The following is a 16,107-nucleotide window of genomic DNA, read 5'->3' on the forward strand; positions in this document are numbered from 1 at the left end:
TCGGGCATACCTCCGCGGGCAGGCGAACGCGTCGCGGCGCTCATGTGGTCCTTCCTCGGGCCGGAGCGAGTGCGTCGATCCAGTCGCGGACGGCCCGGGACGTCGTCGGGGCGTTCTCCTCGAGCACGCCGAGATGGCTGCCGGGGGTGTCCACAGTGTCGTGGGGGAGCGGCCAGGACGACCGCCACCGCTCCGGCATGTCCGGCAGTGGCTCGGTGGCGCGCACCAACAGCGTGGGGACCTGGGTGGATCGAGGATGCCAGCCGCGGAACATGCGGGTGTACGCGCCCAGCGACAGCAGCGTCAGATCGTCCACCGCGGTGTCGAACCGCTCGCCGACGGCCAGTGGCATCCGGGCGGGCATCGCGAGCAGCCAGGGCTCGGCCTCCCGATCGGGGGTGACGTGGTACGAGTCCACCAGCACGAGTCCGGCCGGGGGCGCACCGTCGGCTGCCAGGCGGGCGGTGACCGCGTGGGCGGCCGAACCGCCCATGGAGTGGCCCACGACGACGTAGGGGCGATCGCCGAGATACCGCCGGACGGTCGTGGCGTGCAGTTCGGCCAGGGTCCCGAGGTCTCGCGCCACGGCGGCTCCGGTGTCGACGCCGGGGTGCCGCAGCTCGATGACGTCCCGCTCGCCGTCGAAACGGCGGGCGAGCCCCGCGTACCAGGGCCGACCGAGGTGGGTGGCGAAGCCGGGAACGCAGACGAGAGCCGGACCGCCCGCCCCGGAGGCCAGTCGCCACGGCGGTATCGCGTGCCGGGCGGCGTCGTCGTGGCCGAAGGTGGGTGCGGCGAGGGAAGCGCTCACCAGGAGGTGCATGGCGGAGACGACGTCGCCCGTTTCGCAGACCTGCCGATAGAGGGTCGGCAGCGACATGCCGGTTCCGCGGCGGCGCTCAACCGGCGGGACGGTGGTCCCCGGGGAAGCCGGACCGGCGGACTGCGCTGACTCGGGCTGGGCAGCGCCCGCGGGTTGCACGGGTTGCACGGGTTGCATGGGTTGCACAGGTTGCACGGGTTGCACGGGGGAGGCGGGGCGGAGGGCGGGTTCATGACGCCGATCGCCCTCCGGTGGCGCGGCGGCAGCGGCATCGTCGGCCAGGACGCCGCTGAGCTCGGCGTACACGTGATCCGCGAGCCGCTCCGCGGTCGGCCAGTCGTACGCGACGGTGGCCGCCAGCGGGATCCCGGTCAGCAGGCTCAGCCGGTTGCGCAGCAGGACGCTCATCAGCGAGTCGAGGCCCAGGTCCGGGAAGTCCCTGTCGACGGCGTCGGCTTGGGTATGACCGAGTACCGCGGCGACCTCGGCGCGGACCAGGCCCACCAGTGCGGGCGCCCGCTCGGACGGAGGTAGCGCCGCAAGGCGGTCCCGCCAGGCCCCGGCGACGCCGTCCGGCTCCGCCGTCCCGCTCGGTACCCCGTTCGCCCCCGTGGGCGAGGCCGTCCGCCGGTCGGGGCGCAGCAGCCCGCGCAACGGCGGCGGAACGGGTGTCCCGGCCGGCAGCGCTCCCGGCGAGCGGTCCAGCGGCAGCGGTGCGAGGACCGGCTCCCCGCACCCGAGCGCGGCGTCGAACAGTGCCAGGGCCTGTTCCGGGGAGACCGCACGCACCGCCCCGCCGTGAACCCGGCCCGCGCGCGTCGCCATTCCGTCGTCGTCGGCCCAAGGGCCCCAGACCAGGGACAGCGCGGGGAGGCCGAGAGCGGCGCGGTGACGGGCCAGGGCGTCCAGGAAGGAGTTCGCCGCCGCGTAGTTGGCCTGGCCGGGGTTGCCGAGCAGCCCGGCGGCCGAGGAGAACAGCACGAAGTGCGACAGGGGCAGGTCCTTCGTGAGGTCGTGCAGATGCCAGGCAGCGTCGGCCTTCGGCCGCAGTACGGCCGTCAGCCGCTCGGACGTCATCGCCTCCAGCACGCCGTCGTCCAGGACCCCGGCCGTGTGCACGACGGCGCTGAGGTCGGGCCCGAACTCCTTGATGAGGGCGGCCAGCCGACTTCGCTCGGCGGTGTCGCAGGCCACCAGGTCCACCCGCGCCCCCGCTCCCTCGAGCTCAGCGCGCAGCGCCTGCGCCCCCGGCGCCCGCTCTCCGCGCCGACTGGCGAGCACGAGATGCCGTACCCCGTGCCGATCGACCAGATGCCGGGCCAGCAGCGCGCCCAGGGATCCGGTGCCGCCGGTGATCAGGACGGTGCCCCGGCCGAGGGAGCCGTCCGTCGCCCCCCCGGGCGTGGCCGCCAGCCGGGGGACACTCAACAGTCCTTCCCGGATGGCCAGTTGGGGTTCGCCTGTGGAGAGGGCGGCAGGAAGCAGCCGTAGCGACTCGGGCCGGCCGTCCACATCCACGAGCGTGAGGCGCCCGGGGTACTCGGCCTGCGCGGTCCGCAGCAGCCCCCAGACCGTCGCGGCCGGCAGGTCCGGTGTCACATCGGCGGCGCCGCGCGTGACCACGGCCAGCCGCCCGGAACCGGCGAGCCGCGCACGCAGCAGATCCAGTGCCCGTACGGTCAGCGCGTGGGCCGCGACGGCGGGGTCGGTCCCCTCGTCGGCACGGGCCGACAAGGACACCACGACCACCTCCGGAGCGTCCGCGGACCCGGACGCCATGTCCCTCTGCGGCAGGAACGCGGCCAGCCCCAGGTCGTCGGGTTCCCCCACCGCGACGGCGGGTCCCTCGCCGACAGCCGGAACACCGGTCCACCGCGGCCTGTACAGCTCTCCGACCGGGGCGACACCCGCCTGCGGCACCGGTCGTGTCGTCATCGATTCCAGCCGGGCCACGGGCGCGCCCGAGGGCGTGGCGAGGTCGAGGCCGACCGTGTCCGGGCCGGTGTTCCTGATGCGCACGCGCAGTGCCGTGGCCCCGGTCGCGCGCAGTGTCAGGCCCTGCCAGGCGAACGGCAGCCGGGCCGGTCCGGAGGGCGGCTCGGCAAGCAGTCCCGCGTGCAGGGCGGCATCCAGCAGCGCTGGGTGGAGCGCGTGACGCCGGGCATCCGGGAGCGACACTGGGCCGACCTCGGCGAACAGTTCCTTGCCACGCCGCCACAGGGCCGTGACGCCACGGAACGCCGGTCCGTACGCGAGACCGGTGGCGGCCAGCCGTTCGTAGGCGCCGGTGAGATCCACGGGCGTGGCATCCGGCGGTGGCCACGCGGCGAGCGAGGCCGGGCGCTCCAGGGCACCTGGAACCGCCGGTCCGAGGCGACCGGTCGCATGGTGCGTCCAGGCGCCGAGCGCACCGGACTCCTCCGGTCGCGCGTACACGTCCGCCGTGCGCCGTCCGGCGCCGTCCGGCTCTCCCAGGGCCACCTGGACCTGGATCCGCTCGTCGCCGGCGGCGGGGAGGAACAGCGGCGTCAGAAGGGCGAGATCCTCCAGTACGGCGAGACCGCACGCGTCGCCCGCATGGAGCACGAGGTCGGCGAACGCGGCCCCGGGCACCAGGGTGTGTCCGCCCACGACGTGATCGCGCAGCCACGGCTGGGCCGCGCCGGACAGCCGGCCACCGCACAGGACACGTTCCGTCCCTGGCACGGTGACCGTCTGCGTGAGCAGCGGATGACCGGAAACGGCTGCCGCGTCGGTGACGGTCTCGGACAGCCAGTAGCGCTGCCGCTGGAAGGGATAGGTCGGCAGGTCGACCCGGCGGGCACCGCTGTCCGCGTACACCCGGGGCCAGTCCACCGGCACACCGTGGACGTGGAGTTGACCGAGCATGTCGAACAGCGTCAGCGGCTCGGGGGCACCCCGCCGGGCGGCGGCCGCGAACAGCAGGTCCTCGCCGCTCTCGGCCAGACCCGTCGTGGCCTGGGCCGTGAGGTGCGCGTCCGGCCCGATCTCGGCGAACGCGGTCACCCGCCCGTCGTACGCCAGCCAGCGCACGGCGTCCCCGAACCGTACGGCCTCGCGGGCGTGCCGTACCCAGTACTCGGCCGACCGCAGCTCGTCCGCGGCGGCAGGACGTCCCGTCAACCCGGACAGCACCGGGATGCGGGGCTGACCGTACGTCAATCCGCCTGCGACACGGCCGAATTCGGCGAGCATCGGCTCCATCAGCGCGGAGTGGAAGGCGTGGCTGACCCGCAGCCGGACGGTACGGCGTCCGCGCTCGGCGAAGCGCTGAGCGAGCGCGAGGACGGGCCCCTCCACACCGGAGACCACGACCGCGCGCGGGCCGTTCACGGCCGCGACCGCGGTCCCGTCGGTCAGCTCACGGATCACCTCCGCCTCGGTGGCGTCGAGCGCCACCATGGCGCCGCCCTCAGGCAGTTCCCGCATCAACCGACCCCGGGCCGCCACCAGTTCGACGGCGTCCCGCTCGGACAGGATGCCCGCGGCGTGCGCCGCCGCCAGCTCCCCGATCGAATGTCCGGCCAGGAAGTCCGGCCGTACGCCCCAGGACTCCAGCAGGCGGAAGACGGACACCTCGAACGCGAACAGGGCCGCCTGGGCGAAGTCCGTGCGATCCAGCAGCGCGCTCTCGTCGGCGTGCCGGAGCACCGAGCGCAACGGGCGTTCCACGTGCGCGTCGAAGCGGTCGCACAAGGCGTTGAAGGTGTCGGAGAAGACCGGGAAGGCCTCGGACAACTCCCCTCCCATGCCTGGGCGTTGGGCGCCCTGACCGGTGAACAGCAGGGCCGAACGGCCGGCGGAGTACGCCGTGCGCGGCGCGGTGGTCGCCGCCAGCGCGTCCAGGGCGCTCAGCGTCCCCGCGCGGTCGTCGGCGGCGACGGCGGCCCGGTGGGGGAGCGCGACCCGGGCGGTGGCATGGGTGAACGCCACGTCGATCGGGGCGAGTTCGGGACGCTCCCGCAGTGCGGCCGCGGTCCGTGCGGCCTGGGCCCGCAGAGCGGCCGGGCTCGCTGCGGAGAGCAGCAGCGGTGGTGCCGCCGCGCCGCGACGGGACGGCGCCTCGACGACCGTGCTCGCCTCGGCCTCTTCCAGGATCACGTGCGCGTTGGTCCCGCCGATGCCGAACGCCGACACCGCGGCCCGTCGCGGACGCCCGGCCACGGGCCGCCACTCCTCCTCCTGGGACAGCAGCCGGACGGCGCCCGACGACCAGTCCACCCGAGGCGACGGCTCGTCGGCGTGCAACGTTCGAGGGAGCCGTCCGTGGTGCATCGCCAGTACGGTCTTGATGACACCGCCCACGCCGGCCGCGGCCTGGGTGTGCCCGAGGTTGGACTTCAGCGAGCCCAGCCGCAGTGGGCGCCCGTCGGGCCGGCCCTGTCCGTACGTGTCCAGGAGTGCCCGTGCCTCGATCGGATCGCCGAGCGCGGTGCCCGTGCCGTGCGCCTCCACCACGTCGACATCCGCCGGGGACAACCCCGCGTCGGCGAGCGCCGAACGGATCACCCGTTGCTGCGCAGGCCCGTTGGGGGCGGTCAGCCCGTTGGACGCGCCGTCGGAGTTGACGGCCGAGCCGCGCAGTACGGCCAGCACCGGATGCCCGTTGCGCCGTGCGTCGGACAGTCGCTCCAACAGGACCAGACCCACGCCCTCGCCCCAGGCGGTGCCGTCGGCCGCCGCGGAGAAGGGTTTGCAGCGCCCGTCCGGAGCCAGCCCGCGCAGCCTGCTGAACGCGACGAACGGGCCGGGCGAGGCCATGACCGTGACCCCGCCCGCGACGGCCAGCGAGCACTCGCCGTCGCGCAGGGACCGTAGGGCCGAATGCATCGCCACCAGCGAGGACGAACACGCGGTGTCCACGGTCACGGCGGGCCCGCGCAGCCCCAGCGTGTACGCGATCCGCCCGGAGGCGACGCTGCCCGCCGAGCCGAGGGCGAGATGAGCCTCCAGCTCGTGTCCGCCGCGACTCAGGAGACGGCGCCCGTAGTCGGCGTGCATCACGCCGACGAAGACACCGGTGTCGCTGCCGCGCAGCCCCGACGCGTCGAGCCCCGCGCGTTCCAGCAGCTCCCAGGCGGTCTCCAGCAGCAGCCGTTGCTGCGGATCGGTGGCCAGGGCCTCGCGCGGCGACATGTTGAAGAAGGCCGCGTCGAAGTCGGCCGGCCGGCGCAGGAAGCCGCCCCTGCGGGTGATGGAGGTGCCCAGCCGGTCGGGGTCGGGATCGTACAAGGCGGCCGTGTCCCAGCCACGGTCGGTGGGGAAGTCCGAGGTCGCGTCGGTGCCGTCCGCGACGAGCCGCCACAGATCCTCCGGGGACTCAACGCCCCCCGGGTAGCGGCACGCCATGGCCACGACGGCGATGGGCTCCCTGGGCTCGACGCGGGGCCCGCCGCCGGACGTGCGCGCGGGCCTGGGCCGAATGTCGCAGTGCAGCGCTTCGCGCACCAGGTCCGCCGCGGCCGCCGGTGTCGGATGGTCGAACACCAGTGTCGCGGGCAGCTCGAGCCCGGTGGCCGTGCCCAGACGGTCACGCAGCAGCACACCGCCGAGCGAGGTGAGTCCCTGGGCCATGAAGGGCAGTTCGGGATCGAGGGACTGCGCGGGGACGTCGAGCGCGCGGGCGGTCTCCTCGAGTACCACTTCCAGTACGGCGTCGGACGCGGCCGCGAGCCGCTCGCGCAGCGCCGTGGACGCGGTCGTGCGTTCGGCGGCGAGCCGCTCCGTCAACTGCTCGGCGAGCGCGGACCGGACGATCTTGCCAGACGGGGTACGGGGGATGGCAGCGGCCGGGTAGATCTCGTCCGGCACCTTGAACCCGGACAGCCGCTCCCGGCAGTCGGCGAGCGCCCGCGCAGTGTCGACCCCGTCCGGTCCCGGGACGACGAAGGCGACCGGTACCTCGCCCAGCACGTCGTGCCGCCGGCCTACGACAGCGGCGTCGGCGATGTCGGGACGGGCCAGCAGCACCTGCTCGACCTCGGACGGGTTGATGTTCTCCCCGCCCCGGATGATGAGTTCCTTGACCCGGCCGGTGACATGGAGATGGCCGTTCGTGCCGAGCCGGCCCAGGTCCCCGGTGCGGTACCAGCCGTCGGTGAACATCTTGGCGGTGGCTTCGGGACGGTTGTGATACCCGGTCATCACTCCGGGGCTACGGAGCCAGATCTCCCCTTCGGCCCCGTCGGCGACCTCGGTACCGGTGGACGGATCGGTCAGGCGCACCACGAGCCCCGGCAGAGGGGGACCGCTGGAGGCATCGTCACGGGGGCCGTCGAGCCGTTGGACCGCGATCTTCCAGGTCTCCGTGGAACCGTAGCCGTCGAGCAGGGGAGCGGCCAGGACGCGGCCGACCTCCGCCTTCAGTTCAGGGGGACAGGGCGCGCCCGCGGTGACACACAGGCGCAGCGCCGAAGAGACGGGGGCCGCCGTCTCCCGCAGCGACTCCAGCAGGAGGCGGTAGGTGGCGGGCACCCCGCCCAGCACGGTGAAGGGTTCGGCGGCCAGTGCCTCGGCGACGTTCGCACCCGGAGCGAGGAGGCGCGCGCTCGCACCGACCGAGATCACTCCCAGCAGGCACAGCGAGTGGGCGTAGGCGTGGAACATGGGCAGGGGCCACAACAGGTGGTCCTCCTCCCGCAGTTCGTGCGCCCGCACATAGGCCGCCGCCACCGACCACAGGGCGGCACGCTGTGTGGAGACCACGCCCTTGCTGTCCCCGGTCGTGCCCGAGGTGTAGAGAATCCACGCCGGATCGTCGAGACTGAGGTCGTCCCGGGGCGCCACGCCGGGATCCGTCCCGGCCAGGTCCTCGAAGACGAGCGCGCCGACGGGCAGGTCGCCCGGGCCGACCACGGCTGTCCGTAACTCGGTTCGCTCAGCCGCAAGTCGGGCGACCTGGGTGGCGAGTGTCTCCTCGGTGATCACCAGGACGGCGCCGCTGTCGTCGAGGAAATGCCCCAGTTCCTCGTCCGACGCACCGGGGTTCAGCAGCACGCCGACCGCTCCGGCCCGCAGCACCCCGAGGCAGGTCTCCACGAGTTCCACCCGGTTGCCCAGATGGATCGCGACCCGCTCCCCGCGCCGCACCCCGAGCCGGGCGAGATGTCCCGCCAGCCGGCCGGTGCGCTCCTCCAACTCCCGGTAGGTGACGGCGCGACGGTCGTCCGCGTAGGCGGTCTTGCCTCCCAGCCGAGCCGAGTGCTCCCGCAAAGCGGCGGGCAGCGCACGCACCGACTCGTCCTGGAATTCGGTCATTCCCCACCCCTACGACGTCGACCGCAGACCACTCGCCGTCACCGTACGTCAGCCGAACGTCCGTTCAGCGTCGCCAGGGCCTCGCGGCGCGTCGGCCGCCACGGCTGCGCTATGATGATCTCAAGCGTTCTGCCGGAACTCGTGGCGGTACGACGTGCGTTGGTGGTCCAAGGAAAGACGCCCCGCTTCCTGCGGGGAAATGCAGGTGCAAGGCCTGCCCGGCGCTCCACATGGCCCCGCCTCCGAAAATCCGGAGGCGGGGTTTCTCGTTCAGAATCCGACGTAGCGGGCCGCGAACAGCGTGCGGAGGGCATTGAGGTCCACACGCCGGTCCCCGGGGACGACCGCGAGCACGTAGCGAGTGACCCGCCGGTCGATCTTGACCATCAGTATGAGGCACTTCGCGGCTTTGGACACCGGGTGCCCGCGCAGTGCGCTGACCGCCTCGGTAGTGCCTTCCGGTTCGTGGTCGATGAGTTCGTACGCGGTCGCGGTGCTGTCGAGCAGGCTCCCTGAGTTATGAATGTGCTGATCCCCTCCAACAACGGCTGCGCGACGCCCTGCGAGCCCGGACCGACTCCGTCGACCTGTCCGATCTGCGGCTCGCCGCCCCGCCGTCCGGGCGCGCCCGGTTCCGGCTCCCTGTCACCCGCCGCGTCCGCCGCGCAGTTCTGACGTTGCTCGTCCTGGCCGCCGCGGTGCCTGTTCCTTGACTGAGGACGGGAACTGACACAGTGCCTACTCCCGTTGAGGACCACGGACACGGGGCTCATTGGAGGGGACAGTCATGGATATGACACTGCGAAGGATGCCTCCGAAAGACGCGGAGAGAGGTTTCGGATGGGTCGTTTCTCGGTTCTCCCGGGCCGGTGACGACGCGAAGGCGGAATGTTCTCCCGGCCGGGACTGGGAAACCCTTGAGGGCATCCTGCTTGCGGAGGGCCCCGCGGAAGTGAGCGCGCTCCCCATCACGATGGGGGATCTGCTGGGCGACGACGACCTCGGCACCGCGTGTTTCTACCTCCCGCCGGACGAAGTGCCGATCGCGGTGCGTTTCCTGTCCTCCGTCGACTTGGAACGGGCAGTCGCCGACCAGGCGAACGCGATAGCCGGCACCTTCCCAAACCATGACGTCCCGCAGGGATACCTGGAGGTACTGGTCAGTCGGCTGGAGGAGATCCGAGATCTGTACGCCGCGGCCGAGCAGGCGGGTGAGGGCGTCGCCAAACTGGTCCGAGGCTGACAGGCGAGAGCGCCGGCTCGGAACCCATCGGCTCCGGCCTCAACAGCCGCCCCGACAACATCCGCAAGGTCACCGAGAACAGCCTCCGGCTGCTCCAGACCGACCGGATCGATGTCCTCTACCAGCACCGTGTCGACCCGGACGTGCCGATCGAGGAGGTCGCCGGAACCGTCGGTGAGCTCATCGCGCAGGGCAAGGTGAAGTACTTCGGGCTGAGCGAGGCGGGCGAGGACACCATCCGGCGTGCCCACGCCGTCACCCCGGGCTCGGTCCTGCAGACGGAGTACTCGATCTTCGAGCGCGACGTGGAGGAGAAGATCCTGCCTGTGGTACGGGAGCTGGGCATCGGCTTCGTGCCCTACTCCCCGCTCGGCCGCGGCTTCCTCACCAACGCCGTCAAGCCCGGCGCCGAGTACGCCGAGGACGACATGCGCCGCTGGGACGAACGCTTCCAGGGCGAGAACTTCGCGTACAACCTGCGCGCCATCCAGCAGCTGAAGGACCTGGCCGCCGCGAAGGGCATCACCGTCGCCCAGCTCGCCCTCGCCTGGCTGCTCGCCCAGGGCGAGGACATCGTCCCGATCCCCGGCACCCGCAGCGCGACCCGGGTGGAGGAGAACGCGGGCGCCGCCGAGGTCGACCTCACGTCGGCCGACCTGCGACACATCGTCGAGATCCTCCCCCACGGCTCGGCCGGCAGCCGCTACCCCGCCGCCATGATGCCCACCGACTGGTGACGCCGGCAGCTTCGTGCCGGGTGTCGACCGCGTCCCCCACGCGGTCGACACCCGCCGCCCCGACCATCCAGATCTGATGGTGGGGGTGGGGGCGATGGCGGTGACCGGCGACGACCACGCGGTCCTGAGCACGCGACTGGTCCTCCGGCAGTCCGGGCGTTCGCTATCTTGACCGGGTGCGGCGACCGTCGTCGGGCAATCCTGGGTTTCTGTGAAGGGTGGCGGATGGCGGTGGTCGTCGGCTGGGAGTGGGACGACACGTTGTTCTCGGGAACAGCCCCCTACTACCAGCGGGGAAGACTCCCGTACGCCCCCGGCCTCGCGGACGCGCTCGCCGAGGTTCTGCAACTGGACGGTCAGGGGCGCCTGATCGACGTGGGATGCGGACCGGGCACCCTGGCACTGAGCCTGGCGCACCTGTTCGGTGAGATCGTCGGTGTGGACCCGGACAGCGGGATGATCTCCGAAGCCGCGCGCGGAGCCGTCGAGGCGGGGGTGACCGGAAAATCGCGGTGGGTACGGATCCGGGCCGAGGAGCTGCCCGCGGGTCTGGGGACGTTCACCGTGGCGACCTTCGGTCAGTCCTTCCACTGGATGGATCGCGACCTGGTCGCGGCGACCATCAGGGACATGCTCCTGCCGGGCGGGGCGCTCGTGCACATCGCGGACCTGAAGACGGAGCGTCGATCCGTCGACGGTCTCCCGTATCCGGCAGTGCCCGGTGCGGCGATGGACGAGCTGGTCAGGCACTACCTCGGACCGGTACGACGAGCCGGGCGCGGGGTGCTGCCGCAGGGCACGCCCGGCGGCGAGGCGGCGGTGTTCACGCGAGCGGGACTGTCCGGCCCTCAGCGTCGTGTCGTTCCCGGCGGGCAGGCGCTCGAGCGCACATACGATGACGTCGTCGCGGGGGTGTTCTCGATGTCGTTCTCGGCTCCGCACCTGTTCGGCGCGCGCCGTGACGCCTTCGAGTCGGATCTGCGTCGTCTGCTGCGGGAGGTGTCCCCGTCGGGCCGGTTCTCCGAACGCCTTCCGAGCACCGAGGTCTTCGTCTGGGGGAAGAGTCCCGCCGGGCCGTGATCAGGCAGTCGGCTGCCTGAGTCACGGCCGCCGGACGCGCTCGCGGGGTGGCGCGGCGGCCGAGATGGGTGCCGGGCCACGGATCACCCCTCGGCCTCCTCACTGTTTCCGAAGCACCATTCGACCTGCCACGCAGCGCCGGCCCAGGCCTCCCTCACACGCTCGATGGCGGTCTCACCCGCCGAGCGGTCCGCCGATCTGTTCTGTCCCCACCGATCTGTTCCGTCCCACCGGCAGAAGACTGCAGTCCCTTTTCGGCGCCGCCGACAGCCACAGCGGCGCGGCGAGGAACCTCACGCATCCCCGGACGGCGGAGCGGTGCTCCCCCGCACCACCAGCTTCGTGGGGACGAGCGTGGTGCCGTGTTCCGGTCCGCCGTGGCGCATTCGTCGCAGGACGCCCTCGACGCACAGGCGTCCCACCTCGTCGAAGTCCTGGCGGACCGTGGTCAGCGGCGGCAGGAAGGAGCCGGCCTCGGGGACGTCGTCGAAGCCGATGACGCTGACGTCGTCGGGGATCTTCCGGCCGCGTTCGTGCAGGGCTCGCAGAAGCCCCAGTGCCATCTGGTCGTTGGCGGCGAACACGGCCGTACAGTCGCGCTCGTCGGCGAGCCGCAGGCCCGCACGGTAGCCGGACTCCGCCGACCAGTCGCCGCGCACGAGGGGCGGCGGGACGCGGCCCGCCTCGGTGAGGGCGGCGTGCCAGGCGTCGGTGCGGCGCTGTGCCGCGAAGGACTCCTCGGGTCCGGCCAGATGCCAGACCGTGCCATGGCCGAGGTCCAGGAGGTGACGTACGGCGGCCCGCGCTCCCCCGGCCTGGTCGGTGTCGACCACGGCGTAGCGGTCGCCCGCGTCCGAGTCGGCGACGACGACCTGGACGTGCGGGGGCAGGGAGATGGTCGCCGCGTCGAGCAGATGCACCTCCATGATGGCGATGACCGCGTCGACGGCGAGTTCCCCGAGCCGGGAGAAGGCTCCGCGCACCTCGTCCTGGGTGGGCACGGCGACCGGCAGCAGCGTGACGGCGTAGCCCTCCTGTGCCGCGGAGGTGGCGATCGCCTCCAGGGTGCGCATGTTGCCCGTGGTGGAGAGGTTGAAGGTGATGACGCCGATGGTGCGGAACTCGCCGCGCTTCAGAGCACGGGCCGCGCTGTTGGGCCGGTAGCCCAGCTCCTTCATCGCCGCCAGCACCTGCCCGCGGGTCTCCTCGTTCACACCCGCGTAACCATTGGACACACGGGAGACCGTCTGCGAGGACACCCCGGCCAGGCGTGCGACATCCGCCATGGACGCGGTCTGCGTGCGACGCACCGCCCGTTTTCCCTTGCGCCCACGGGACCGTTCCGTCCCCGTCGAGGCACTGTCCGCAGTGTCCACCCGTCTCCTTTGTTACCCGGGTCGCAGTTTCGTCAGACGACCCTTGACCACCGACATTGGCGCAGTGTAGACATGCCGCCATCAGATGTTTACGTAAACATAACAGCCCTGGACGCGAAGAGGGACGGCATGTTTACGTAAACATCGCGACGGCTGAGACGCCGGTTCCGAGATGGACGAGCGAGGAACGACATGACGACGCTACAACCGCCGGTGGCTGCGAAGCGCCCGCCGGCCCGGCCTTCGGCGAAGCGGGACCGCCGTTCGTGGACGGGATGGGGGTTCATCGGCCCCTTCGCGGCCGTCTTTGCCCTTGTCTTCCTGGCCCCCATCGTCTACTCGATCTATCTGAGTCTCTTCCGCGACCAGCTGATCGGCGGCAACACCTTCGTCGGCCTGGACAACTACACGCAGGCACTGAAGGACGACCAGTTCTGGTCCTCGCTGAGCCGGGTCTCGCTGTTCCTGGTGATCCAGGTGCCGATCATGCTCGGCATCGCCCTGTTCGTGGCACTCGCTCTGGACAGCGGCCGCCTGTACGGCCGGGACTTCTTCCGGATCTCGATCTTCCTGCCGTACGCGGTGCCCGCCGTGGTCGCCACCCTGATGTGGGGCTTCATGTACGGCACCCGGTTCGGCCTGGTGGGCGACATCAACAGCGCCTTCGACATCACCCTGCCCGACCCGCTCTCCGCGAACCTGGTCCTGGCGTCGATCGGCAACATCGTCACCTGGGAGTTCGTCGGCTACAACATGCTGATCTTCTACTCCGCGCTGCGGGTCATCCCGGCCTCGCTGTACGAGGCCGCGGAGATCGACGGCGCCGGGCAGTTCCGCGTCATCACGGCCATCAAGCTCCCCGCGATCCGCGGCGCCCTGGTCATCGCGACGATCTTCTCGATCATCGGCAGCTTCCAGCTGTTCAACGAGCCGAGCATCCTGCGCCCGCTGGCGCGCAACGCCATCACGACGGACTACACCCCGAACTTCTACACGTACTCACTGTCCTTCAACGGGCAGCAGCACAACTACTCCGCGGCGGTCGCCATCATCATGGGGCTGATCACCATGGTCATCGCCTATGTCGTGCAGCTCCGCGGCATGCGCAAGGGAGCGTGACCCAATGAGCAGCACGAGCAGCCCCGTCACCACCGGGTCCCACTCCGCACCCCCCCAGGCCGGCGGCGGCTCCAAGGGCAGGCCCCGACTGCGCACCCCCCGCAAGAACGCGTCCAGGCGCCCCAAACGCAGCATTCTGCTGACCGTGCTCACCGGCTTGATCCTGGTCTACACGGTGGTGCCCCTGCTGTGGCTGGTCATCAGCGCCACCAAGACCCAGGAAGGGCTCGCCAACTCGTCCGGACTGTGGTTCAGCCACAAGTTCGCCCTCTGGAGCAACATCCACGACACGTTCACGTACCACGACGGCATCTTCGTCCGCTGGCTGCTGAACACCCTGCTGTACGTCGTGCTCGGCGCCGGCGGCGCCACCCTTCTGGCGATCCTGGGCGGCTACGCGCTGGCGAAGTTCAAGTTCCCCGGAAAGCGCGCGGTCTTCGCCGTGGTCATCGGTGCCGTGGCCGTCCCCGGTACCGCCCTGGCGGTACCCACCTTCCTGATGTTCAGCAAGATGGGGCTGACCGACACACCGTGGGCGGTGATCATCCCCTCACTCGTGTCGCCCTTCGGTCTGTATCTGATGTGGGTCTTCGCCTCCGAGGCCATCCCCACCGAACTGATGGAGGCCGCCCGCATCGACGGAGCGGGCGAGATCCGCACCTTCTTCCAGGTGGCCCTGCCGCTGCTCGCCCCGGGCACCGTGACCGTGCTGCTGTTCACGACGGTCGCGACCTGGAACAACTACTTCCTGCCGCTGATCATGCTCAAGGATCCGAAGTGGTACCCCCTGACCCTGGGCCTGGACGCCTGGAACTCCCAGGCCCAGACGATCGGCGGCGACGTGATCTTCAACCTGGTGATCACCGGTTCGCTGCTCACCATCGTGCCGCTGATCGCCGCGTTCCTGCTGCTGCAGAAGTACTGGCAGTCCGGGCTCGCCGCCGGAAGCGTCAAGGAATAGCCCGACCTCAGGCCCCCACCCCCCGCAGCCTCACCTCTTTCACCCTCACTCTGTTCCACCCATGAAGAAGTCCCACCCACGAAGAAGTGGAAGCACCTCCATGCGCAGAACCTCCGGCCGCCTGCTGCGCGGCTTGACCCTCCTCTCCGTCCTCGCCCTGGGGGCGACCGCCTGCGGAGGCTCCGACGACGACAGCTCCGGCCAGAAGGCGGTGTCCGCCACGGACATCCAGGCGGCCCTCAAGAAGGGCGGCTCGGTCACGGTCTGGGCCTGGGAGCCCACGCTGAAGTCGGTCGCCGCCGACTTCCAGAAGAAGTACCCCAAGGTCAAGATCAACCTCGTCAGCGACCGGTCCGGTGACAAGCACTACACCGCTCTGTCGAACGCCATCGCGGCCGGTAAGGGCGTCCCCGACGTCGCGCAGGTCGAGTACTTCGCGCTGAGTCAGTACGCCCTCACCAAGGGCCTCAGCGACCTGGCCCCCTACGGCGCCGACAAGCTCGCCTCCAAGTACACCCCGGGTCCGTGGAACGCCGTGAGCGACGGTGACAAGGTCTACGGCCTGCCGATGGACTCCGGCCCCATGGCGATGTTCTACAACAAGAAGGTCTTCGACAAGTACAAGATCGCCGTCCCGACCACCTGGGACGAGTACGTCGACGCGGCCCGCAAGCTGCACAAGGCCGACCCCAAGGCGTACATCGCCAACGACGCCGGCGACGCGGGCTTCACCACCAGCATGCTGTGGCAGGCCGGTTCGCACCCCTACAAGGTCGACGGCACCAAGGTGACGGTCAACTTCGAGGACGCGGGCGCCAAGAAGTACACCGACACCTGGCAGAAGCTCATCGACGAGAAGCTCCTCGCGCCCATCAACGGCTGGACCGACGACTGGTACAAGGGCCTCGGCGACGGCACCATCGCCACCCTGACCACCGGCGCCTGGATGCCCGCCAACTTCGTCTCCGGCGTGCCGAACGCCTCCGGTGACTGGCGAGCGGCCCCGATGCCGCAGTGGACCAAGGGCGACAAGGCGAGCGCGGAGAACGGCGGCAGCTCCCTCGCCCTGCCCGCGCTGGGCAAGAACAAGGAACTCGCCTACGCGTTCGCCGAGTACGCCAACTCCGGCGACGGCGTGCAGACCCGCATCAAGCAGGGCGCCTTCCCGGCGACCAAGGCGGAGCTCCAGTCCACCGAGTTCCAGAACACCAAGTTCGACTACTTCGGCGGCCAGGAAGCCAACAAGATCTTCGCCGACTCCGCCGCCAACGTCGCCAGCGACTGGTCGTACCTGCCCTTCCAGCAGTACGCCAACTCGATCTTCAACGACACCGTCGGCAAGGCCTACATCTCCGGGACCAAGCTGGCCGACGGCCTGAAGTCCTGGCAGGAAGCCTCCGTCAAGTACGGCAACGAGCAGGGCTTCACCGTCTCGAAGTAACTGGCATCTCCTCGGGAGCCGCCGCTGAGCAGCAGGCGCTCGGCGGCGG

Annotated in this window: 7 protein-coding genes and 2 pseudogenes; 6 read left to right on the forward strand and 3 right to left on the reverse strand. The window is 71.0% G+C overall.

The window, feature by feature from the left end:
* Positions 1–40 precede the first annotated feature (40 nt).
* Together OG819_RS32840 and OG819_RS32845 are read right to left on the reverse strand one after the other, a co-directional pair.
* Positions 41–8,101, reverse strand: a complete 8,061-nt coding sequence (locus OG819_RS32840; protein ID WP_266652222.1) for a type I polyketide synthase — start codon at positions 8,099–8,101, stop codon at positions 41–43.
* Between the two features lie 273 nt (positions 8,102–8,374).
* A pseudogene (locus OG819_RS32845) lies at positions 8,375–8,626 on the reverse strand (YbaK/EbsC family protein); the annotation flags it as partial.
* A 283-nt stretch (positions 8,627–8,909) separates the two neighbouring features.
* On the opposite strand from OG819_RS32845, the gene OG819_RS32850 reads away from it, so the two are divergent.
* From OG819_RS32850 to OG819_RS32860, 3 genes and pseudogenes are all read left to right on the forward strand, one after another.
* On the forward strand, positions 8,910–9,344 hold the full coding sequence (locus tag OG819_RS32850) for a DUF1877 family protein (RefSeq protein ID WP_266652224.1): 435 nt from the start codon (positions 8,910–8,912) through the stop codon (positions 9,342–9,344).
* Between the two features lie 26 nt (positions 9,345–9,370).
* A pseudogene (locus OG819_RS32855) lies at positions 9,371–10,081 on the forward strand (aldo/keto reductase); the annotation flags it as partial.
* A 225-nt stretch (positions 10,082–10,306) separates the two neighbouring features.
* Positions 10,307–11,161 (forward strand): class I SAM-dependent methyltransferase, encoded by an 855-nt coding sequence (locus OG819_RS32860; protein WP_266652226.1) that lies wholly within the window; start codon positions 10,307–10,309, stop codon positions 11,159–11,161.
* A gap of 293 nt (positions 11,162–11,454) precedes the next feature.
* On the opposite strand, the gene OG819_RS32865 is transcribed toward OG819_RS32860, so the two are convergent.
* On the reverse strand, positions 11,455–12,447 hold the full coding sequence (locus tag OG819_RS32865; RefSeq protein ID WP_266652916.1) for a LacI family DNA-binding transcriptional regulator: 993 nt from the start codon (positions 12,445–12,447) through the stop codon (positions 11,455–11,457).
* A 282-nt stretch (positions 12,448–12,729) separates the two neighbouring features.
* Here OG819_RS32865 and OG819_RS32870 point away from each other — a divergent pair, with 282 nt between their 5' ends.
* From OG819_RS32870 to OG819_RS32880, 3 genes are all read left to right on the forward strand, one after another.
* Entirely contained in the window at positions 12,730–13,656 is a 927-nt protein-coding gene (locus tag OG819_RS32870; protein ID WP_266579431.1) for a carbohydrate ABC transporter permease, read from the forward strand.
* Positions 13,657–13,660: 4 nt separating this feature from the next.
* Entirely contained in the window at positions 13,661–14,617 is a 957-nt protein-coding gene (locus tag OG819_RS32875) for a carbohydrate ABC transporter permease (RefSeq protein WP_266652228.1), read from the forward strand.
* A gap of 100 nt (positions 14,618–14,717) precedes the next feature.
* Positions 14,718–16,058: a sugar ABC transporter substrate-binding protein gene (locus OG819_RS32880; protein ID WP_266638649.1), complete on the forward strand. Its 1,341-nt coding sequence runs from the start codon at positions 14,718–14,720 to the stop codon at positions 16,056–16,058.
* Positions 16,059–16,107: the final 49 nt, after the last annotated feature.

The sequence above is a fragment of the Streptomyces sp. NBC_01549 genome (assembly GCF_026339955.1).
GTDB lineage: Bacteria > Actinomycetota > Actinomycetes > Streptomycetales > Streptomycetaceae > Streptomyces.